The organism is Massilia sp. DJPM01, from assembly GCF_030348125.1.
Lineage (GTDB): Bacteria > Pseudomonadota > Gammaproteobacteria > Burkholderiales > Burkholderiaceae_D > Telluria_A > Telluria_A frigida.
Genome location: NZ_JAQOZV010000078.1, coordinates 1 through 19115 on the forward strand (window position 1 = coordinate 1; position 19115 = coordinate 19115).

Genomic DNA, 19115 nt, shown 5'->3' on the forward strand with positions numbered 1-19115 from the left:
GTTATTTTCCGCGTTGCAACATCGAAATCGCTTGTGCGTTATGTGCGGATTTGGTTATATGCGTATATCGGCATAGATAAGACGCATACCAGCATGGATCCGGAACTCGACAGTGAACAGATGAGCGAAGTGTTCGAAGAAGTGTCGAACTATTTTTCGCTGCTGTCCGAGCCGACCCGGCTCAAGATCCTGCATGCGCTGTGCCATGGCGAGCGCTCGGTGGGCGCCATCGTCGGCGAGATCGGCGCCACCCAGGCCAATGTGTCGCGCCAGTTGAACATGCTGTACCGGGCCCGCATCCTGGGACGGCGCAAGGAGGGGGCGCAAGTGTATTACCGCATCGAAGACCAGAATACGATCGCGCTGTGCCGCACGGTGTGCTCCCAGATGGCGGAAAAGGTCAAGAACAGCCGCCGCATGGGGCAGGGCGCGATCCAGGGCTTCATGGGAGCGGACGCCTGACCCGGTGGCGCACGCGCAGGTGGCGTGGAGCATATGCGCGCATGGTTATATGCGTATGTGCTCATATAAGTAAGCGATTGTACGGGCGGGTCGGAAGTTCCGATGCCGTTTTCAACAAGGCAAGCGAGAGGCAGCGGCAATGACGACTCCGATACGCAAAAGCGGCCGTGTGCAGGCCGCCCCCGAGCACTTCCTCGACGGCGGCCTGGTCGACGAGATCAACCGCGCCGGCATGGATAGCGCGCGGCGCGGCTTCCTGCGCCGCAGTTTCCTGGCGGCCGCCGGTGCCGCCGGCGCCGCCATGGCGGCGGGATCCGCGCTGGCCCAGGATGGCGCGGGCGATCCCAACATCCTGGTCCTGCCCGAGCATTCGCGCACCCTGGGCAAGCCGGTCGTGACCCATCCCTACGGCCAGCCCTCGCAGTACGAAGCCAATCTCCAGCGGCGCGAATCGCCCGGGCTGACCCGGGTGGCGGCGGCCTCGGTCTCGTTCACGCCGCTGCAAGGGCTGTTCGGCATCATCACCCCGTCCGGGCTGCATTTCGAGCGCCATCACCAGGGCTGGCACGATATCGACCCGACCAAACACCGGTTCATGATCAACGGCCTGGTGAAAACCCCCAAGGTCTACAGCATGGATGACTTGATGCGCATGCCGTCGGTGTCGCGCATGCATTTCATCGAGTGCGGCGCCAACACGGCGATGGAGTGGGGCAATGTGGCGGTGCCCTCGGTCCAGTATTCGCACGGCATGCTCAGCTGCAGCGAATTTACCGGCGTGCCGCTGTCGGTCCTGCTGGACGATTGCGGCTACGACAAGCGGCGCGCCAAAGTCGTGCTGGCGGAAGGGGCCGACGGCTCGTCGATGACCCGTACGATCGGGCTCGAGCGCGCGCTCGACGACGTCATCGTGGCCTGGGCCATGAATGGCGAAATGCTGCGCCCGGAACACGGTTATCCCTTGCGCCTGGTGGTGCCCGGCGTGCAGGGCGTGTCGTGGGTGAAATGGCTGCGCCGCATCGAGGTGGGCGACCAGCCGTATGCCACCAAGGACGAGGCGCTGCACTACATCGATGCGCTGCCGGACGGCACCTTCCGCCAGTACACTTCGATCCAGGAATGCAAATCGGTGATCACCACGCCGTCGGCCGGCCAGCGCCTGCAGGGTACCGGGTATTACAACATCACCGGGCTGGCCTGGTCCGGGCGGGGCAAGGTCAAGCGGGTCGATGTGTCGGTCGACGGCGGGCGCAACTGGCGCACGGCGCGCCTGGAAACGCCGCTGCTGTCGAAATGCCTGACCCGCTTCAATATCGATTGGAACTGGGATGGCGCGCCCGCCGTGCTGCAATCGCGCGCCATCGACGAAACCGGCTATGTGCAGCCGAAAATCAATGAATTGCGTGCCGTGCGCGGCACCCGGTCCATTTATCACAACAATGCAATCCAGTCCTGGCAGGTTGCGCAATCGGGCGAGGTGTCGAATGTCCAGGTCTATTAACGCCGCGCTCGCGCTGGCCATTGCCGTGCTGGCCTGCGGCGCCGGTGCCGCTCCCCCGGCCATGCCCGGCCGCCCGGCCACGGCGCAGGAAGTGGCGGCCTGGGATATCGATGTGCGCCCCGATTTCACAGGCTTGCCCAAGGGTTCCGGCAGCGTGCTGGCCGGCCAGGCCGTCTGGGAAGGCAAGTGCGCCTCCTGTCACGGCACCTTCGGCGAGTCGAACGAGGTATTCACGCCGCTGATCGGCGGCACCACCGCCGCCGACGCGGCCAGCGGCCGGGTAGCCTCGCTCGTGAGCGGCCGCCAGCCCCAGAAAACCACGCTGATGAAGCTCGCCACCGTGTCGACCCTGTGGGATTACATCAACCGCGCCATGCCCTGGACCGCGCCCAAGTCGCTCACCACCGACGAGGTGTACGCGGTCACCGCCTACATGCTGAACATGGGCGAGGTGGTACCGGACGACTTCGTGCTGTCGGACCGGACCATGGCGCAAGCCCAGCAGCGCATGCCGAACCGCAAGGGCATGGTCAGCAAGCACGGCTTATGGGACATCAAGGGCAAGCCCGACGTCAAGAGCGTCGCGTGCATGACACATTGCCCGGTCGAGGCCACGGTGCGCTCGTCGCTGCCGGACGGGGCGCGCAATGCGCACGGCAACCTGGCGCAGCAGACCCGTGGTTTTGGCGCCACCCGTGGCGTCGATACAACGCAGGCGGGACCAACGGCGCGCCTCGCGGCCGTCGCGCCAGCCGTCGCCACGGCGCCCGCAAGCGGACCCGGCAAAGCGACCCTGGGGCTGCTCCAGCAGCACGCCTGCATGGCCTGCCACGCGCTCGATACCAAGGTCGTCGGCCCCAGTTTCAAGGCGGTGCGCGAGAAGTACCAGGGCGACAGCGCGGCCGCCGCCCGGCTGGCGGACAAGATCAGGCAGGGCAGCGCCGGGACCTGGGGCCCGATCCCGATGCCGGCGCAGGGGCAGGGGCAGGTCACGGATGCCGATCTTGCCGCGATGCTAGCCTGGATCCTGGCAACACCCTGATCAACATGGCCAGCGGCGACCCGGATCGGGTAGTCTTGGTGTGAAGCAGTCATATACATTGGAGAAGATGATGAATCAAGATCGACGCAAGCTCATGCGCATTACCGCGGTGCTGGGCGCGGCATTCGCCGCCGGGCTGCTCAAGCCGTCCGACGTGTTCGCTGCCGAATGGAGCCAGAAGGTGTTCGATGCCAAAAGCCTGGAAGCGGCCCTGAAGGAACTCGGCGGCGACAAATTCACCGTCAGCGCCGACGTCACGATCACCGGCCCGGACATTGCCGAAAACGGCGCCGTGGTGCCGGTCTCGGTGGCCAGCAAGGCGCCCAATACGGATTTCATGGCCATCCTGGTCGAAAAGAACCCCAGCAGCATGTCGGCCAGCTTCAACATCCCGCCCGGCACGGAAGCGGCCGTCACCACGCGCGTGAAGATGGGCGGCACCTCCAATGTGCACGCCCTGGCGCGCGCCGACGGCAAATGGCTGCTCGCCTCCAAGGAAATCAAAGTGACGCTCGGCGGCTGCGGCGGCTGACTTGTTTCCCCCATCTTCTCCCCACATCAACAAAGGAAACGATCATGGCTGATCCAATGCGCATTCGCGCCAGCGCCACCGGCGAGCTGGTGGAAGTCAAAATCCTCATGCGGCACGATATGGAAACTGGCCAGCGCAAGGACGCGGCCGGCAAAGTCGTCCCCGCCCATTTCATCAAGACCCTGGTGGCCAAGGTCGGGGAGAAGGTGGTGTTCGACGCCAACTTCGGCCCCTCGGTGTCCAAGGACCCCTACCTGTCGTTCAAGTTCAAGGGCGCGGCCAAGGGCGACAAAGTGAGCGTGACCTGGGTCGACACGGCGGGCGATACGCGCACCGACGAAGGCACGATCACCTGACCGGACGCCTGACCGGACGCCTTACCGGACGCCTGAAGCAAATGCGGCGCAGACCGCCCATGACAACAACAAGGAGACGACCATGATCAACCAGCGCACATTGGTGCTCGCTGCGGGACTGCTGGCCACGACCGGCACGGCGCTCGCGCAGACCTCGGCCACCGACGAGATTGCGAAGTACCGCCAGATGCTGGCCGACGGCAATCCCGCCGAGCTGTGGGAAATGCGCGGCGAAGAGCTGTGGAAAACCAAGACCGGCCCGAACAAGGTATCGCTGGAGCAATGCGACTTCGGCAAGGGGCCGGGCGTGTTGAAAGGCGCCTACACCGAACTGCCGCGCTACTTCAAGGACGTCAACAAGGTCATGGACCTGGAACAGCGCCTGGTGCACTGCCGGGTCACCCTGCAAGGCTTGAGCCCGGCCGAGGCCGTCAAGACGCCATTCGGCGCTGCCGGCAAGAAATCCGACATCGAAGCCTTGGTATCCTACATCACCGCCGAGTCGCGCGGCATGAAGATGGCGGTCTCGACAGCGCACCCGATGGCGCTGCGCGCTTACGAAACCGGCCGGCAATTGTTTTTCTACCGGGGCGGCTCGCACGATTTTGCCTGCGCCACTTGCCATTCGGTCGACGGGCAGCGCATCCGCCTGCAGGAATTGCCGAACATCCTCAACACGCTCAATGCCCAGGCCGCCTACACCACCTGGCCGGCCTACCGCGTCTCGCAGGGGGAAGTGCGGACCATGCAGCACCGCCTGACCGACTGCTTCCGCCAGCAGCGCTTTCCGGAACCGCTATACGCGTCCGACGTGCTGACGGCGGTGACGATGTTCCTGGCAAAAAACGCGAACGGCGGCGTGTACGCCGGACCGGCCTTGAAACGATAGGGGAAACGAGATGACACCAATCGCACGCATGATTTGCGCCAGCCTGGGCGCCGCCAGCATTGCCGGCTGCGCCACGGTGGCCGCCGATACCGATTACCGCCAGGCTGCGCTCGACATGATCCGCCAGGATTTCCGTTCGGCCGGGCCGGCCACGGTGGAGCGGGTCGCCGTCAGGGACGAGGCCCAGCAGCTGTGCAGCCAGTATCCCAAGGAGCGCCCGCCCGAGGTGGCGGCGCGCATCGAGGCGGCCCAGCTGGCGGCGGTCAAGCCGCCGGCCGATGGCAAGTACATAGGCAACTGGCAGGAAGGCGAAAAGATCGCGCAAAACGGGCGCGGCATGCAGTCGTCGGACGCGCTGGGCGCGGTCAACGGCGGCAATTGCTATGCCTGCCACCAGATCAGCAAGAAGGAAATCTCGTTCGGCAATATCGGCCCATCCCTGTACCAGTACGGCAAACTGCGCGGCAACAGCGACGCCACCCTGACATACACCTGGAACAAGCTGTATAACGCGCAAGCCTACAGCGCCTGCTCGAACATGCCGCGCTTCGGCCACAACGGGGTGCTGACCGAAACCCAGCTCAAGGACGTGATGGCGCTGCTGCTCGACCCCAAGTCGCCTGTCAACGAGTAGCCGCCCCAACCGAGGAGCCAGCATGGGAATGAACCGGCGCGAATTTGCGCAACTGATGGGCATCGCCGCCGCCGGCGGCATGCTGCTGGGGGAGAAAGGGGCGCTGGGAGCGCCCGCGCCGGGCCACTTGTACGACCTGGCGCGCTTCGGCAACGTGCATTTCCTGCACTTTACCGATTGCCATGCGCAGCTCAATCCGGTGTACTTCCGCGAGCCGAGCGTCAATCTCGGCATCGGCCAGGCGGCCGGCAAGATGCCGCACCTGGTCGGCGAAGCGCTGCTGAAGCAGGTGAACATCAAGCCGAACACGGCGCAGGCGCACGCATTTACCGCACTCAACTTCGAGCAAGCCGCGCGCACCTACGGCAAGGTGGGCGGCTTCGCCCACTTGGCCACCCTGGTCAGGCAAATGCGCGCCGGCCGTCCCGGCGCGCTGCTGCTCGACGGCGGCGACACCTGGCAAGGCTCGGCCACGGCCTTGTGGACGCGCGGCCAGGACATGGTCGATTGCGGCCTGCTGCTGGGCGTGGACGTGATGACCGCGCACTGGGAAATGACCCTGGGCGAGAAGCGGGTGCGGGAAATCGTCGGCAAGGATTTCAAGGGCAAGGTCGATTTCGTGGCGCAGAACGTCAACACCACCGATTTCGGCGATCCGGTGTTCGCTCCATACGTGATCAAGGAAATGAACGGCGTGCCGGTGGCCATCATCGGCCAGGCGTTTCCCTACACGCCGATCGCCAATCCGCGCTACCTGACACCCGACTGGAGCTTCGGCATCCAGGAAGAAAACATGCAGAAGATGGTGGACGAGGCGCGTGCCAAGGGCGCCAAGGTGGTCGTGGTGCTGTCGCACAACGGCATGGATGTGGACCTGAAAATGGCTTCGCGCGTGCGCGGCATCGACGCCATCCTGGGCGGCCACACCCACGACGGCGTGCCCGAACCGGTGATCGTGGCCAACGGCGGCGGCAAGACCCTGGTGACCAACGCCGGCAGCAACGGCAAGTTCCTGGGCGTGCTCGATTTCGACGTGCGCGGCGGCCAGGTGCGCAATTTCCAGTACCGCCTGCTGCCCGTGTTCTCCAACTTCCTCCCGCCCGACAAGGACATGGCCGCGCTCATCGGGAAGATCCGCGCGCCCTACGAAGCGAAGCTGAACGAAAAACTGGCGCGCACCGAAGGCACCCTCTACCGGCGCGGCAACTTCAACGGCACCTTCGACCAGTTGATCATCGACGCGCTGATGGCGGTGAAGGGCGCCGACATCGCGTTTTCGCCGGGCTTTCGCTGGGGCACGTCGCTGTTGCCCGACAGCCCGATCCGGATGGAACACTTGATGGACCAGACCGCCACAACCTACTCGTACAGCACCCTGAACGAGATGAGCGGGAGCACCATCAAGACCATCCTCGAAGACGTGGCCGACAACCTGTTCAATCCCGACCCCTACTACCAGCAGGGCGGCGACATGGTGCGGGTGGGCGGCATGACGTATGCCATCGACCCCGGCGCCGCGATGGGCGCGCGCATCAGCGACATGCGCCTGCACGGCAAGCCGCTCGAGGCCGGCAAGGCGTACAAGGTGGCCGGCTGGGCGCCGGTGGCCGAGGGCGCCAGCGGCGAGCCGGTGTGGGACGTGGTGGCGCAGTGGCTGCGGCAGCAGAAAACCGTCAGCCCGCGCAAGCTCAACACGCCGCGCCTGATCGGCATGCAGGGCAATCCGGGCCTGATGGGATGAGCCAGCGCGGCGCGCTGACGTGCCTGCGGGCGGCGGCCGGCTGGCTGCGGCGCAGCGCTGCCGTGCTGGCGGCGCTGGCGCTGCTGGGGACCGATACCATGGCCGCCGGCGCCCAGGCCCTGGATGCGCCGCGTGCGCTGGCTGCCGAGGCGGCGCAGGCGGCGCAGCGCGGCCAGCCGCTGCTGCTGCTGTTTTCGCTGCCCGGCTGCGGCTACTGCGACGTGGTGCGCCGCAATTACCTGCTGCCGCTCACGCGCGACGGCGATGAACAGGCGCGCCCGGTGGTGCGCGAAGTCGGCCTGGCCGGCACGGCGCCGTTCACGGGATTTAATGCGCAAGCGAGCAGCGGCGCCGCGCTGGCCGCCCATTACCAGGTGCGCATCGCGCCGACCGTGCTGCTGCTCGACGCCCGCGGCGCACTGCTGGCGCCACCGCTGGTCGGCGGCGACGTTTCCGGCATGTACGGCGCTTACCTCGACGCGGCGCTGGCGCAGGCGCAGCGCAAGATCGCCAGCCAATAGCCATATCGTGAAAGGAACTGCCATGAACTTCGCTACATCGACCATCGCCTGCCTGTGCGCGGCCTTGCTGGCGCACGCCGCCCCGGCGGCGGCGGCCACCCCGGTGCTGGTGCCGGTCAAGGTCTCGCCGCACGTGTATTACTTCCACGGCGACTCGGGCATGGCCGACGCCGCCAACCAGGGCTTCATGTCGAATGCGGGCTTCGTGGTCACGCGCGATGGCGTGCTGGTGTTCGATGCGCTCGGTACGCCGGCGCTCGGCGAAGCCATGATCAAGGCGATCCGCAAGGTGACGCCGCAGCCGGTGCGGCGCGTGATCGTCAGCCACTATCACGCCGACCATTTCTATGGATTGCAGGCGTTCAAGGCGCGCGGCGCGCAGATCTGGGCCCACGAACAGGGCCGCAGCTATCTGTCCTCGGACATGGCGGCCACCCGGCTGGCCCAGCGCAAGCAGGCGCTGGCGCCGTGGGTGAACGACGCCACCCGGCTGACCGGCGCCGACCGCTGGCTCAGTTTTGCCGGCGGCAAGAGCATCGCCTTCGAGATGGGCGGCATGCGCTTCCGGATCATCGACATGAGCGGCGCCCACGCGCCGGACGATATCATGCTGGCGGCCGACGACGACAAGGTGCTGTTCGCGGGCGACCTGTTTTTCGGCGGCCGCATTCCTTTCGTGGGCGAGGCCGACAGCCGCGTCTGGCTCGACGCGCTCGAGCGCATGCTGGCGCTGGCGCCGCAGGCCGCCATCCCCGGCCACGGCGAACTGTCGCGCGCGCCCGCCACCGATATCGCGCTGACCCGCGATTACCTGACCTTCCTGCGCCGCGTGATGGGAGAGGCGGTGGCCGAGCTGACCCCGTTCGACGAGGCATACGGTAAGATTGACTGGAGCGCGTTCGACAAATACCCGGCATTTGCGCAAGCCAACCGGCTCAACGCCTACGGCACCTATCTGTTGATGGAAAGGGAAAGCCTGCAGCAACAGCCGCATCCCGGCGCGCCCCCACCTTGATCGTTTTTACAGGAGTTTCTATGCAAATGTTACGCACCATGGCAGCCGTGATGATGGTTGCCGCCGTCGCCAGCACACCGGCCAGCGCCTTCGCGCGCGAAGAAAAAGTGGTCTATCACGTGACCGACAGCAGCAATGCGATGGGCGTGCTCGGCAACGTGCGCAATCACCTCAATGCCAGCCCGAAAGCGAAGATCGTGATCGTCACGCACGGCCCCGGCATCGATTTCCTGCTGGAAGACGCCAAGGACAAGAACGGCAATCCCTACGACGCGGTGGTGCAGGAACTGTCGAACCGCAACGTCAAGTTCAGGGTCTGCAACAACACCCTGGAAGCGCGCAAGATCGACCGCAAGCGCGTGCTGCCCGAAGCGACCATCGTCCCCTCGGGCGTGGCCGAAGTAGCGCGCTTGCAAACGCAAGAAGAGTTCGCCTACATCAAGCCCTGAAGCGGAGCCGCAGGCGTGGCTCCGGCCGCGCTGCGCTAGATCCGGCCCAGCAAGCGGCGCAGCGCGCCGTGCGCCATTGCCACCTCGGGCGAGTCGTGCAGCAACACCAGGTATTTGGTCCGGAACGGCGCTCCTGCCGGCGTGCCGGGCCCCACCAGTTCCTCGATCGCCGCGCGCCATCCGGCGGCGGCTTGCCTGGTCAGCTTGCCGGGTTCGTCCAGCGCCTCGTCCAGCGCGGCCATCAAGGCCGACATCGGCTGCAGCCAGGCGAAGTGGGGGTGATGGGTAATCAGTTGCAGATGCTCCAGGGCACTGCCGAGCGCGCCGAAGTACACCGTTTCCAGGTCGATCAATGCCTTGTGCAAGGTGCGCAGGGCGCGCGGCAGCGCCTCCAGGCTGGCGCGCAGGGCGCCGTTGTCATGCTGTTCGTTCATCGTATTCCCGTGTTCCGCACTCATTGATTACACACTCAGGATGCCGCGCCGTAGTGCGATCGTGGTGGCATGGGTGCGGTCCTTCGCCCCCAGCTTGGACAGCACGGCGCTGACATGCGCCTTGACCGTTTCTTCCTTGATCGCCAGGCGCAGGCCCACTTCGCGGTTGGAATTGCCGTCGGCGACCAGGCGCAGCACTTCCAGTTCGCGTCCCGACAAGTTGTCGCTGCCAAAATATGCCGCCATCTCGGCCGCCACCTCGGCCGGAATATAGCGGTGGCCCGCATGCACCCGGTGGATAGCATCGGCCAGGTTGAGCCGGATCGCGCATTTGAGCAGGTAGCCGGCGGCGCCGGCGCCCAGCGCGCGGGCGATGCGGGCGTCACCCTTGTAGGTGGTCAGTATCAACACGCGCGCATGGCGCTCGAGCGCGCGCATGGCCAGCATGGCGTCGTACCCGCCCAGCACCGGCATCTGCAAGTCCATCAAGGTCACGTCCGGACGCAGGGAGATGAAGCGCTCGAGCGCTTGCTCGCCGTCGGCAGCCTGGCCGACGATCTCGATGCCGCTGTCGCCGGCCAGCAGCGCCGCGATGCCTTCGCGCAGCAGGCTGTGGTCGTCGGCGATCAATACGCGGATCGGAAGGGCGGCGGGAGTCAAGATTAAACTTTCTTTAAGAAAATACTTCCGATGATGCCATGCGGGCCCGCCCGCCGCTTGGATCAGCTTGCTGCGTCAGCTTGCTGCGTCAGCTTGCTGCGTCAGCTTGCTGCGAAGATATTGCCGCATCGCCACAATCCCGTATCATGCTGGCATTTTTCGCAACATGGAGCAGGTATGAAGGCATTTCAACGCTGGCAGCGGGCGCTGGCGCTGCTGCTGGCACTGGCCGCCGTGCTGCCGGCCACGGCCGCCGTTGCCGCCGCGCGGCCCAGCGAGCCCTTGCCGCAAGTCAAACCGGGGCCGGCCCCGGCCCCGGCGATCACCCTGCATCACAGCAGCTGGAGCGCGCGCGACGGCGCCCCGACCATCATTTTCGCCATGGCGCAGTCGCCCGACGGCTGGCTGTGGCTGGGCGCCAGCACCGGTCTGTTCCGTTTCGACGGGGTCAGGTTCGAGCGCTACGTGCCGCGCAGCGGCAGCCTGGCCTCGCCGGGCGTGTCGTCGCTGCTGGCCTTGCCATCGGGCGAGGTGTGGATCGGTTACCGCAGCGGCGGCGTCGGCCTGCTCAAGAATGGCGTGCTGCGCCATTACGGCAGCGCCGAGGGGATGCCGCCGGCGTCGCCGCACGCGATCCGGCGCGACGCCCAGGGCCGCATCTGGGTGGGCAGCAAAGCCGGCCTGTTCCGGCTGAACGGCGCGCGCTGGGACAAGATGCCCGGCTTCGAGCAACTGGCCAACCAGCCGCATGCGATGATGACGGACAGCCATGGCCGCTTCTGGGTCGGCAACGTCGACACCGCCTTCGTGCTCGAACCGGGTGCCTCCGCATTTCGGCGCCTGCCGAATCTCCTCGACCTGAGCGGCAACCTGATCGAATCGCCCGACGGCACCATCTGGAGCAATGGCGGGCGCAACGACAGCCTGGAAATCGTCGACCGGCAGCCGCTGGGGACGGCGCGCTTTCGCCGCGTCGGCGGGGAATATTCCTCGCACATGCTGTACGACGCCGAAGGCGAGCGCTGGCTGCTGCGGCGCGAAGGCGTGGAGCGCAGCTTCAGCGTCGACGGCCGCACGCTCACCGAGCGCCTCACGCCGCAGCAGGGCTTGAGCGGCTACATCGTGTTCACCGCGCTGGAAGACCGCGAAGGCAATATCTGGGTCGCCAGCAACAGCGGCCTGGACCGCTTCCGCCGCACCAAGCTCGACGCCGCCGCCTTGCCGCTGTACTACGGCGGCGAAGCGCGCGCGCTGGCCGCCGCCGACCAGGGCGCCGTCTGGACCGATGGCTTCTATGTGCCCGGCGCGCGCTCGGTGCCGGTTCCCGCGGCCGAGATGCCCTCGAACGGCATCGCCGAGCTGACCTGCCTGTACCGCGACAACGACGGCATTATTTGGGCGGGCGGCCACCGCGGCGTCTCTTACCTTGACGGCAGCACCTTCAGCAAGCTGGCCGGCCCACCCGACACCGAGGGCCGCCCGGTGCACGCGATCGCCAAGGAAGCCGACGGCACCATGTGGATCTCGTTCAACGGCGGCGGGGTCTACGAACGGCGCGACGGCGCATGGCGCAAGGTGGTGCCGTACGCCGACTATGCCTCGCGCGGCGCGATGAGCGTCACCGCCATGGCCGATGGCCAGTTGTGGCTGGGCTACATCGGCAACCGCATCGCGCTGCGCGAGCAAGGCAAATTCCGCCTGCTCGGCACCGCCGAGGGCTTGCAGGTGGGCGTGGTGTTCCAGGTGTACCGGCACGCGGGCCAGACCTGGATCGGCGGCGACAGCGGGGTGGCGTATTTCGATGGCAAGCGCTTCCATCCGCTGCTGGGCGTGAATGACGAAAAATTCATGGGCGTCTCCGGCATCGTGGCGTCCGCCAGCGGCCAGTTGTGGCTCAATGGCAGCGAAGGCATCAGCGTGATCGAGGCCGCCGAGCTCAGGCGCGCTGTGGCCGAGCCCGGCTACCGGGTGCGCTTCGTGCGCTACAACCAGCAAGATGGCTTGACCGGTACTGCGCCGCAGATGGTGCCGGTGCCGTCGGCGGTGGCCGCCAGCGATGGCCGCCTGTGGTTCAGCACCGCCAACAGCGTGGTCTCGGTCGACCCGGCCCGGCTGCGCCGCAACCTGCTGGCCCCGCACGTGGAAATGCGCAGCGTCACCGTCGAAGGCCATGACTATGCGGCGCGCGACGGCTTGCGCCTGCCGCCTGGCACGCAGCGCTTGCAGCTCGATTACACGGCCCTGAGCCTGTCGATGCCGGAACGGGTGGCATTCCGCTTCCGCCTGGAAGGGCAGGATGCCGGCTGGACCGATGCCGACACCCGCCGCAGCGCCTTCTTTACCGGCATGGGACCGGGCCAGTACCGCTTCCAGGTGCAGGCCTCGAACGAGGATGGGGTCTGGAGCGGGACCGGCGCCATCTTCCAGTTCAGCATCGCGCCGACCATGACCCAGACGGTCTGGTTCCGCGCCGCCTGCGTGCTGCTCGCGCTGGCGCTGCTGTGGGCGCTGTACCGCTGGCGCATGCGCCAGCTGGCGGCGCGCATCCAGGGCCGGCTGCAAGTGCAGGTGGACGAGCGCGAGCGCATCGCGCGCGAGCTGCACGATACCTTGCTGCAAGGCGTGCAGGCACTGATCCTGCGCTTCCACATGGCCGCGACCAGGGTTGAGGCGCAGGAACCGGTCCGGCAACTGATGGACAGCGCGCTCGACCAGGCCGAGCTGATGCTGCAGGAAGGGCGCGACCAGGTGCAGGACTTGCGCGCGCACGACCATTTCCAGGCGGGCATGGCCAGCATGCTGGAACGTGAAGGCCAGCGCATGGCCAAGGAGCGCGGGGTGCGCTTTGCGCTGCGCGAGGAGGGCCGCGTGCGCGCGCTGCCGCCGCTGGTGGCGCACGAGGTGTACCGGATCGCCAACGAGGCGATCCTCAATGCCTTCCAGCACGCCAAGGCCAGCAAGATCGAGGTGGAACTGCTGTACCAGCGCAAGGAATTGACGGTTGTGGTGCGCGACAATGGCTGCGGCTTGCCGGCCGACGTGCTGCGCGACGGCGGCTTGCCGGGCCACTGGGGCTTGCCCGGCATCAGCGAGCGCGCCGAGCGCCTGGGCGCGAAGGTGCGCTGGACGTCGGCGCCGGGGCAGGGCAGCGAGATGCGCCTGCGGCTGCCCGGCACGCTCCTGATGTAAGGCGCTTAGTCGCCCTGGCGCGCCTGCGCCGCCAGGTGTCCGCCGATGAACCAGCTGTGCAGTTCATTGCTGCGCACCACCCGGCTGACGATCAGGTCGTTGCTGCCGTCGTCGCCCGCGTCGGCGCTGGCGCCGTGGCAGGCGGCGCAGCGTTGCAGCAGGGCTGGCGATGGCGCGCCGGCTGCGGCGGCGCTGGCCAGCATCAGTCCCAGCGCGGCGGCAAGGGCGCGGGCAGCCGGCCGGCGAAGGGGAAGGGTGGTCTGCATGATGGTTCCTTTTCGCCCGCGCGAGGCGCCATGGGTAGCGCCCGAGTATATGGCCGGCGCTGGAAGCGGTTCTTATACTTTGGTATAGTGCATTTCATTCCACCCGCACGGAAACATTGAATGCATATCGAAAAATTTGGGATGGGTGTATTTTATATCCATGACTTTCTCAGCCCGCAAGACTGCGCGCGGCATATCGCCGAGAGCGAAGCGATCGGCTACACGGCGGCCGGCCTGACCACCAGCGAGGGTGACCGGATCAACCGCGATTACCGCACCAACGACCGCATCATCTATGACAATGCGGCGCTGGCCGACCAGCTGTACCAGCGCGCCGCACCGGAGTTGCCGCCGGCGCAGCGCGACTGGACACTGAGCGGTTTCAACGAGCGCTTCCGCTTCTACCGCTATCAGGGCGAGCAGTTTTTCAGCGCGCACAAGGATGGCAGTTTTGCCCGCAGCCCGTCGGAGGAAAGCTTTCTCACTTTTCTGATCTACCTGAATGACGATTTCACCGGAGGCCATACCGATTTTGCGTGGGAAAGCATCAAGCCCAAGGCCGGTTCCGCGCTGGTGTTTCCTCATCGCCAGATGCATCAGGGGTCGGCGGTGCAAGGCGGTACCAAGTATGTCTTGCGTACCGACGTCATGTATCACGCCCCGGCCGGCTACCTGCCGGAGCAGGATCAAGCCTGCTAAGCTGCGGCTCCCTTTCACGCCATATGAAATAACGATGTCCATCAAACTGAACCAGGAAACCGAGGAGCGCCTGCTATCCTCCCTGCAACGCTATTGCATGAAGAATTTGGATGAGGAGGTGGGCGTGCTCAAGGCGCGCCTGCTGCTCGATTTCTGCCTGCGCGAAATCGGCCCGTCGATCTACAACCAGGCGGTCCAGGATGCGCAGGCGGTGATGCAGGAGAAAATCGCCGAGGTCGATACCAACTGCTACGAGACCGAATTTGCCTACTGGCAGAAAAAATAGCGGCTCGCCGCAGCCCGCTCAGGCCCGGCGGTCGAAGATTGTTTGCATTGTTGCCGTCAAGGCTAGCATATCGTGGGCCTTGTTGAGCACCAGATCGCCCGGCGCCACGCCGGGATGGATCTGCCCGGTGGCGAACATCACCGCCAGGCCCGGCACGATGTCGCGCGCATTTCCGCTAATACATTCCGCGGCAAGCCTGGCAGGCCGCGGCCGGCGATCATGACGTCGAAGCGCGTGAGGTCGAAGCCCGTTCGCGCCATCGCTGCCGAGCACCTCGGGTTGGCCGATCAGGTCGAGATACGTCTTGATGGCCGACGGCCAGCCGTCGATCGGTCCCGCTGCGTGGCGGCCCAGCCGGGCGCGCCTGTAGCCGTTCCCGGAACCGAAAATATTACCTTTTGCAATGATTCTTGACCACGAACACGGGCGTGTTTGCGGTACGGAACATGGCGGCGGCGCGAGCGCGCCCCGGTACGGGGGAATGGCCTTGCGCGCCGCTGTCAGGGCATGCGGTCGATCAGGTCCTTGATCGTGCCCGGGTTGACCGGCTTGACGAAATAATGGTCGAAGCCGGCGCCCAGCGAACGCTGCTTGTCGTAGGCCTGGCCGTAACCGGTCAGGGCGATCAGCACCGCGCCCGAGGTATCCGGCAGGCGCCGCAGGTTTTCCGCCAGTACATTGCCGTTCATGCCGGGCAGGCCGATGTCGAGCACGCATACCTGGGGGCGCAGCTCGCGCGCCAGTTTCAGGGCCGCGTACGGATCGGTGGCGATGGTCACCGCGTAGCCGGACAGTTGAAGATAGGTGCCGAGCGTATCGGCGGCGTCGGCGTTGTCGTCGACGATCAGTATGCGCGGGCGTTCGGTTGCCGACGGGGTCGGACTTGTGGCAATGGTTTGTGGCTGCACTGTGTACACCTTTTGGTCTTCGGTTCGGTCACGAATCGGTCAGGCAGGGCGTGCTGGTCGCGGCGCCATGCGCAGTTCCGTTAGTTGATGTGTCATTGGCGAACTCGCGGCGCGGGGCTTGACGTGCACGCTCAGCCGGCGAGGAACCTTAACAATGTTCATATGTTACGCTTTTTTACAAAATTCTTGCGTTCGCTTGCGCACGGCCGCCGCGCACGCCGCCAGCCACCCGTGCGGGCGTAGCGCGGTAAAATGGCGGGCGCGGGGAACTCCCTTGCGCCACTGCTTCCACTGCCGGAAAACCACGCCGATGCGCCTGACCCTCAACCCAGCCACGCTGAAATTCCGACTGACGGTGGTGGTCATCGGTCTGGTGCTGCTGGCCACCAGCGTGCTGACCTTCGTTTCCCTGTATCTTGCCGAGCGCCAGATGCGCGACGTGATCGGTTCCCAGCAAGTAGCGCTGCTGTCGAGCGCGGCCGCGTACATCGACGCCGACCTCGAATCGCGCCAATCGCTGCTCAAGACCCTGCGCGAGGAGCTCGGGCGCAGCGGCGGGCGGCCGCCGGGCGGGCTGCAAGCCTTCCTGGAAGCGCACACGACCCTGCGCGACGAGTTTTTCAACGTGCTGGTACTCGACCATACCGGCACCATGCGGGCCACTATGAACGACCGGCGCACCAACGACACCATCAACTTCGGCAAGCGCGCCTACTTCACCGAGACCGTGGCGGCGCGCGAAGGCGTCATCTCCAAGCCCTTCAAGAGCGTCCTGTCGGGCAAGCCGGTGATCCTGATCACCGCCGCTGTATGACGACCAGGGCAAGCTGATCTTCATCCTGGGCGGCGGCATCGACCTCCAGCGGCCGCGCTTTTTCGGCCAGCTCGAAGCGCTCGGATCGGGCGCGAGCGGCTATCTGTTCATGCTCACCAGCGACGGCACCATCATTCACCATCCCAAGAAAGAACGCATCTTGCAGCGCGTGCAAGAAGAAGCCGGCGGCGCCGTCGCTTCGACCATGGCGGCGCTGGGCGGTTTCGAGGGCTGGGTCGAAGGGCCGACCAAGCGCGGCGTGCGCGCCCTGATCACCTACAAGCGCTTGCGCAAGACCGACTGGATCCTGGGCGCCGTGTACCCGGTCGAGGAAGCGTTCACGCCCCTGATCCGCATGCGCCCGACCGCGCTGCTGGCCTCGGTGGCAGTGGCGGCGCTGGCCGGACTGGCCGGCTGGCTGGCCATCTTGCGCCTGCTGCGTCCCTTGGGCGGGCTGCGCCGCCACGTGGCCGGCATTGTCGACGGTAGCGCCGATATCGAGGTGTTCAATGTACGCCGGCCCGACGAGTTCGGCGAACTCAGCCGAGCGTTCTACACGCTTTCGCAGCAACGCCGCCAGGCCGAGCTGAACCTGGAAGCCCAGGCCCGCACCGACATTCTCACCGGCATTGACAATCGCCGCATGTTCGAGGAAACCTTTGCCGCCGCCCTGGGACGGGCGGCGCGCAGCAACACCGCCATCGCGCTGGCCTACCTCGACATCGACCATTTCAAGGCGATCAACGATACCTACGGGCACAAGGCGGGGGATGAAGTCCTGGTCGAATTCGCCCGCCGCCTGCGCGCGGCGGTGCGCTCGACCGACAGCGTGGCGCGCCTGGCCGGCGACGAATTCGTGGCCATCTTCGAGGGCTTGGGCGACGATATCGAACCGACAATCCTGGCTGAAAAGATCCTCGACATGGCGCACACCCCCTTCCTGGCGGCCGGCGCCAGCTTGCAGGTGAGCGCCAGCGTCGGCATCGCCATCGGGCGCGGCGGTGCGGCTGGTGCCGACGAGTATCTCGCGCTGGCGGACGAGGCGCTGTACGCGGCCAAGCAGGCCGGCCGCAACCGCTACGTCATGTGCCGTCTCGGCGCGGCGCCGAAAGGCGCGCCGCAGGCGACATCGCCGCTGCCGGCCACGGATAATGCTTGATTGCAGGTAACTCCGGCGTTAAGCTCTGGCTATCGGACCACCTCTTCAAGGAATTTACATGAGCACAGAATGCGACGCTTGCCCGGCATGCGCGCCCTTGCGCGCCAGGCTGGCTGAAAAAGAACAGGCAATCCTGGACCTGACCGAGTCGCTCACGCGCCACGACATCCTGACCGGCGCGCTGAACCGGCGCGCGCTGACCGAGCTGGTGGCCGAAGAATTGCAGCGCTCCTCGCGCACCGGCCAGCCGTTTTGTTTCGCCATGATCGGCATCGATCACATGAAGGAAGTCAACCACAAGTTCGGGCACGACATCGGCGACGCCGTGTTGCAGGGCATCACCCGCTCGGCCACCGAGTTGCTGCGTACGCTGGACCGCTTCGGCCGCATCGAAAGCGACCAGTTCGGCGTGATCTTGCCGGCCACCTGGCTGCACCAGGGCGTGCTGGCGATGAACCGCCTCACCGCCAAGGTGGCCGCTTTCGGCTGGGATACGCTCACGCCCGGCACCACGGTCACCTTCTCGGCCGGCCTGACCACCAATGCGCCGGCCGAAACGGCCGAGATGATGATCCAGCGCGCCGAAAAAGCCATGGCCGAAGCCAAGCAGGAAGGGCGTAACCGGACCGTGCAAATCGAGCAGGAATTGCCCGCCGGGTTGTTTGCCGCGATGGACGATATGTAATTACTCCGGCTTGCGCAGGCGCGCCAGCTTGCTCTCCAGCGAGGCGGACGACACGGCGCCGAGATGGGAATCGGCAAGCCGGCCGCTGGCATCAAAAAACAGGGTGGTCGGCAGCGCGCTTGACCCCACCTCGCGTCCCATGCCCGAACTGGCATCGAGCACCACATTGACCAGCGTCGGTGCGCTGGCGTTGACGTACGCCCGCACGCTGTGCGCATCTTCGCCCTGGTTGACGAACACAAACACCACATTGCGCTCACGCTGCTGCGCGGCGGCCAGCAGTGGCATTTCGGCCCGGCAAGGCGGGCACCAGCTGGCCCACAGGTTGACCACCACCGGCCGCCCTTGCGCCAACGCCGCCAGCGTGACCGGCACGCCGGTGGGCGTGACCAGCGTCATCGCCGGCAAGCTCTTGCGTTCGCTCAGCTTGAGCAGCAGCGGCGCCCCCGACGTGAACCAGGCCAGCGCCCCCGCCAAGATGCCGGCCGCCAGCGGATTGCGCAGGCGCGGGTTGCGCAGCATGCGCCAGCCGCCGTAGGCCAGGCCGGCCAGCAGCACCGCCCACGGCGTGAAGCCGCCATCGCGGATATCGATGATCGACAGCGGCGCCGCGCGGTACTGCGTGAACCAGGTGGCCACGAACACGATCCGTCCCGCCACCAGCCCGGCCAGCAGCATGTCGAGCAGCACTTTTCCGGTCCTGACCTTCTGATGGCGCCCAACCCAGTTGCCAAGACCGCATGCTATAAGTAGCGATATCAGCAGCAGCAGGTGGGCGCTCTGGAAGCTGAATGGCCCCAGGCTGGCCGTCATGCTGGTGTATTTTTCATAGAGCGGGTCCGGATAGTTGAATGTCGCTATTATCGGGCACGG

General features: G+C 66.1%; 23 protein-coding genes. 17 read left to right on the forward strand and 6 right to left on the reverse strand.

Annotation, left to right across the window (positions count from 1 at the left end; all coding sequences use genetic code 11):
- Positions 1-93: 93 nt before the first annotated feature.
- The 11 genes from PO883_RS30960 to PO883_RS31010 all read left to right on the forward strand — a co-directional run bounded on the left by PO883_RS30960 (position 94) and on the right by PO883_RS31010 (position 9142).
- Positions 94-462 (forward strand): helix-turn-helix transcriptional regulator, encoded by a 369-nt coding sequence (locus tag PO883_RS30960; protein WP_229423664.1) that lies wholly within the window; start codon positions 94-96, stop codon positions 460-462.
- Between the two features lie 139 nt (positions 463-601).
- Positions 602-1963, forward strand: coding sequence for a sulfite dehydrogenase (soxC, locus tag PO883_RS30965; RefSeq protein WP_289313189.1), 1362 nt, complete (start codon positions 602-604; stop codon positions 1961-1963).
- Complete coding sequence (locus PO883_RS30970) at positions 1947-3005, forward strand: c-type cytochrome (RefSeq protein WP_289313190.1); 1059 nt, start codon at positions 1947-1949, stop codon at positions 3003-3005. The genes soxC and PO883_RS30970 overlap by 17 nt, the downstream gene beginning before the upstream one ends.
- Before the next feature lie 70 nt (positions 3006-3075).
- Positions 3076-3537 (forward strand): thiosulfate oxidation carrier protein SoxY, encoded by a 462-nt coding sequence (soxY, locus tag PO883_RS30975; protein ID WP_167088994.1) that lies wholly within the window; start codon positions 3076-3078, stop codon positions 3535-3537.
- Between the two features lie 44 nt (positions 3538-3581).
- Positions 3582-3893, forward strand: coding sequence for a thiosulfate oxidation carrier complex protein SoxZ (gene soxZ, locus PO883_RS30980; RefSeq protein WP_167088995.1), 312 nt, complete (start codon positions 3582-3584; stop codon positions 3891-3893).
- Positions 3894-3975: 82 nt separating this feature from the next.
- Positions 3976-4782, forward strand: coding sequence for a sulfur oxidation c-type cytochrome SoxA (gene soxA, locus PO883_RS30985; RefSeq protein WP_289313191.1), 807 nt, complete (start codon positions 3976-3978; stop codon positions 4780-4782).
- Between the two features lie 10 nt (positions 4783-4792).
- Positions 4793-5416, forward strand: coding sequence for a sulfur oxidation c-type cytochrome SoxX (gene soxX, locus PO883_RS30990; RefSeq protein WP_289313192.1), 624 nt, complete (start codon positions 4793-4795; stop codon positions 5414-5416).
- Positions 5417-5444: 28 nt separating this feature from the next.
- Positions 5445-7157 carry a thiosulfohydrolase SoxB gene (gene soxB / locus PO883_RS30995; RefSeq protein WP_289313212.1) on the forward strand — a complete coding sequence of 571 codons (1713 nt, stop codon included), beginning with the start codon at positions 5445-5447 and terminating at the stop codon, positions 7155-7157.
- Complete coding sequence (locus PO883_RS31000; RefSeq protein WP_289313193.1) at positions 7154-7678, forward strand: thioredoxin; 525 nt, start codon at positions 7154-7156, stop codon at positions 7676-7678. Before soxB ends, PO883_RS31000 begins: the two co-directional genes overlap by 4 nt.
- Before the next feature lie 22 nt (positions 7679-7700).
- The gene (locus PO883_RS31005; RefSeq protein ID WP_289313194.1) at positions 7701-8693 is read left to right on the forward strand and encodes an MBL fold metallo-hydrolase; all 993 of its coding nucleotides are present in this window, start codon (positions 7701-7703) and stop codon (positions 8691-8693) included.
- Between the two features lie 38 nt (positions 8694-8731).
- Positions 8732-9142: a DsrE family protein gene (locus tag PO883_RS31010; protein WP_373890122.1), complete on the forward strand. Its 411-nt coding sequence runs from the start codon at positions 8732-8734 to the stop codon at positions 9140-9142.
- Between the two features lie 35 nt (positions 9143-9177).
- On the opposite strand, the gene PO883_RS31015 is transcribed toward PO883_RS31010, so the two are convergent.
- Positions 9178-9576, reverse strand: coding sequence for a hypothetical protein (locus PO883_RS31015; protein WP_289313196.1), 399 nt, complete (start codon positions 9574-9576; stop codon positions 9178-9180).
- Between the two features lie 27 nt (positions 9577-9603).
- Entirely contained in the window at positions 9604-10236 is a 633-nt protein-coding gene (locus PO883_RS31020; protein ID WP_289313197.1) for a response regulator transcription factor, read from the reverse strand.
- A 177-nt stretch (positions 10237-10413) separates the two neighbouring features.
- Here PO883_RS31020 and PO883_RS31025 point away from each other — a divergent pair, with 177 nt between their 5' ends.
- On the forward strand, positions 10414-13425 hold the full coding sequence (locus tag PO883_RS31025; RefSeq protein WP_289313198.1) for a sensor histidine kinase: 3012 nt from the start codon (positions 10414-10416) through the stop codon (positions 13423-13425).
- A gap of 5 nt (positions 13426-13430) precedes the next feature.
- Here PO883_RS31025 and PO883_RS31030 read toward each other — a convergent pair whose 3' ends face one another.
- The gene (locus PO883_RS31030) at positions 13431-13691 is read right to left on the reverse strand and encodes a hypothetical protein (RefSeq protein WP_289313199.1); all 261 of its coding nucleotides are present in this window, start codon (positions 13689-13691) and stop codon (positions 13431-13433) included.
- Positions 13692-13811: 120 nt separating this feature from the next.
- On the opposite strand from PO883_RS31030, the gene PO883_RS31035 reads away from it, so the two are divergent.
- Both PO883_RS31035 and PO883_RS31040 read left to right on the forward strand, forming a co-directional pair.
- Positions 13812-14390 (forward strand): 2OG-Fe(II) oxygenase, encoded by a 579-nt coding sequence (locus tag PO883_RS31035; RefSeq protein ID WP_289313200.1) that lies wholly within the window; start codon positions 13812-13814, stop codon positions 14388-14390.
- 34 nt (positions 14391-14424) lie between these two features.
- A complete protein-coding gene (locus PO883_RS31040) occupies positions 14425-14676 on the forward strand; it encodes a DUF2164 domain-containing protein (protein WP_167089004.1) in 252 nt (83 codons plus the stop codon).
- A gap of 18 nt (positions 14677-14694) precedes the next feature.
- On the opposite strand, the gene PO883_RS31045 is transcribed toward PO883_RS31040, so the two are convergent.
- Complete coding sequence (locus PO883_RS31045; RefSeq protein WP_289313201.1) at positions 14695-14949, reverse strand: hypothetical protein; 255 nt, start codon at positions 14947-14949, stop codon at positions 14695-14697.
- A 227-nt stretch (positions 14950-15176) separates the two neighbouring features.
- Complete coding sequence (locus PO883_RS31050; RefSeq protein WP_167089005.1) at positions 15177-15584, reverse strand: response regulator; 408 nt, start codon at positions 15582-15584, stop codon at positions 15177-15179.
- Between the two features lie 310 nt (positions 15585-15894).
- Between PO883_RS31050 and PO883_RS31055 the strand changes: the two genes are divergently transcribed.
- From PO883_RS31055 to PO883_RS31065, 3 genes are all read left to right on the forward strand, one after another.
- The gene (locus tag PO883_RS31055; protein WP_289313202.1) at positions 15895-16398 is read left to right on the forward strand and encodes a hypothetical protein; all 504 of its coding nucleotides are present in this window, start codon (positions 15895-15897) and stop codon (positions 16396-16398) included.
- Between the two features lie 109 nt (positions 16399-16507).
- Positions 16508-17557, forward strand: a complete 1050-nt coding sequence (locus PO883_RS31060; protein WP_289313203.1) for a diguanylate cyclase domain-containing protein — start codon at positions 16508-16510, stop codon at positions 17555-17557.
- A gap of 58 nt (positions 17558-17615) precedes the next feature.
- Positions 17616-18242 (forward strand): GGDEF domain-containing protein, encoded by a 627-nt coding sequence (locus tag PO883_RS31065; protein WP_289313204.1) that lies wholly within the window; start codon positions 17616-17618, stop codon positions 18240-18242.
- On the opposite strand, the gene PO883_RS31070 is transcribed toward PO883_RS31065, so the two are convergent.
- On the reverse strand, positions 18243-19055 hold the full coding sequence (locus PO883_RS31070; protein WP_289313205.1) for a TlpA disulfide reductase family protein: 813 nt from the start codon (positions 19053-19055) through the stop codon (positions 18243-18245). It lies immediately after the preceding gene.
- Positions 19056-19115: the final 60 nt, after the last annotated feature.

What these genes read in the sequence shown, in the direction of transcription:
- soxC (WP_289313189.1), top strand. Translation starts at nt 602, where the DNA reads ATGACGACTCCGATACGCAAAAGCGGCCGTGTGCAGGCCGCCCCCGAG.
- PO883_RS31060 (WP_289313203.1), top strand. Translation starts at nt 16,508, where the DNA reads ATGCTCACCAGCGACGGCACCATCATTCACCATCCCAAGAAAGAACGC.
- PO883_RS31010 (WP_373890122.1), top strand. Translation starts at nt 8,732, where the DNA reads ATGGCAGCCGTGATGATGGTTGCCGCCGTCGCCAGCACACCGGCCAGC.
- soxX (WP_289313192.1), top strand. Translation starts at nt 4,793, where the DNA reads ATGACACCAATCGCACGCATGATTTGCGCCAGCCTGGGCGCCGCCAGC.
- PO883_RS31040 (WP_167089004.1), top strand. Translation starts at nt 14,425, where the DNA reads ATGTCCATCAAACTGAACCAGGAAACCGAGGAGCGCCTGCTATCCTCC.
- PO883_RS31025 (WP_289313198.1), top strand. Translation starts at nt 10,414, where the DNA reads ATGAAGGCATTTCAACGCTGGCAGCGGGCGCTGGCGCTGCTGCTGGCA.
- PO883_RS30960 (WP_229423664.1), top strand. Translation starts at nt 94, where the DNA reads ATGGATCCGGAACTCGACAGTGAACAGATGAGCGAAGTGTTCGAAGAA.
- PO883_RS31015 (WP_289313196.1), bottom strand. Translation starts at nt 9,576, where the DNA reads ATGAACGAACAGCATGACAACGGCGCCCTGCGCGCCAGCCTGGAGGCG.
- PO883_RS31000 (WP_289313193.1), top strand. Translation starts at nt 7,154, where the DNA reads ATGAGCCAGCGCGGCGCGCTGACGTGCCTGCGGGCGGCGGCCGGCTGG.
- PO883_RS31005 (WP_289313194.1), top strand. Translation starts at nt 7,701, where the DNA reads ATGAACTTCGCTACATCGACCATCGCCTGCCTGTGCGCGGCCTTGCTG.
- PO883_RS30970 (WP_289313190.1), top strand. Translation starts at nt 1,947, where the DNA reads ATGTCCAGGTCTATTAACGCCGCGCTCGCGCTGGCCATTGCCGTGCTG.
- soxY (WP_167088994.1), top strand. Translation starts at nt 3,076, where the DNA reads ATGAATCAAGATCGACGCAAGCTCATGCGCATTACCGCGGTGCTGGGC.
- PO883_RS31035 (WP_289313200.1), top strand. Translation starts at nt 13,812, where the DNA reads ATGCATATCGAAAAATTTGGGATGGGTGTATTTTATATCCATGACTTT.
- PO883_RS31065 (WP_289313204.1), top strand. Translation starts at nt 17,616, where the DNA reads ATGAGCACAGAATGCGACGCTTGCCCGGCATGCGCGCCCTTGCGCGCC.
- soxB (WP_289313212.1), top strand. Translation starts at nt 5,445, where the DNA reads ATGAACCGGCGCGAATTTGCGCAACTGATGGGCATCGCCGCCGCCGGC.
- PO883_RS31070 (WP_289313205.1), bottom strand. Translation starts at nt 19,055, where the DNA reads ATGACGGCCAGCCTGGGGCCATTCAGCTTCCAGAGCGCCCACCTGCTG.
- PO883_RS31030 (WP_289313199.1), bottom strand. Translation starts at nt 13,691, where the DNA reads ATGCAGACCACCCTTCCCCTTCGCCGGCCGGCTGCCCGCGCCCTTGCC.
- soxA (WP_289313191.1), top strand. Translation starts at nt 3,976, where the DNA reads ATGATCAACCAGCGCACATTGGTGCTCGCTGCGGGACTGCTGGCCACG.
- soxZ (WP_167088995.1), top strand. Translation starts at nt 3,582, where the DNA reads ATGGCTGATCCAATGCGCATTCGCGCCAGCGCCACCGGCGAGCTGGTG.
- PO883_RS31055 (WP_289313202.1), top strand. Translation starts at nt 15,895, where the DNA reads ATGCGCCTGACCCTCAACCCAGCCACGCTGAAATTCCGACTGACGGTG.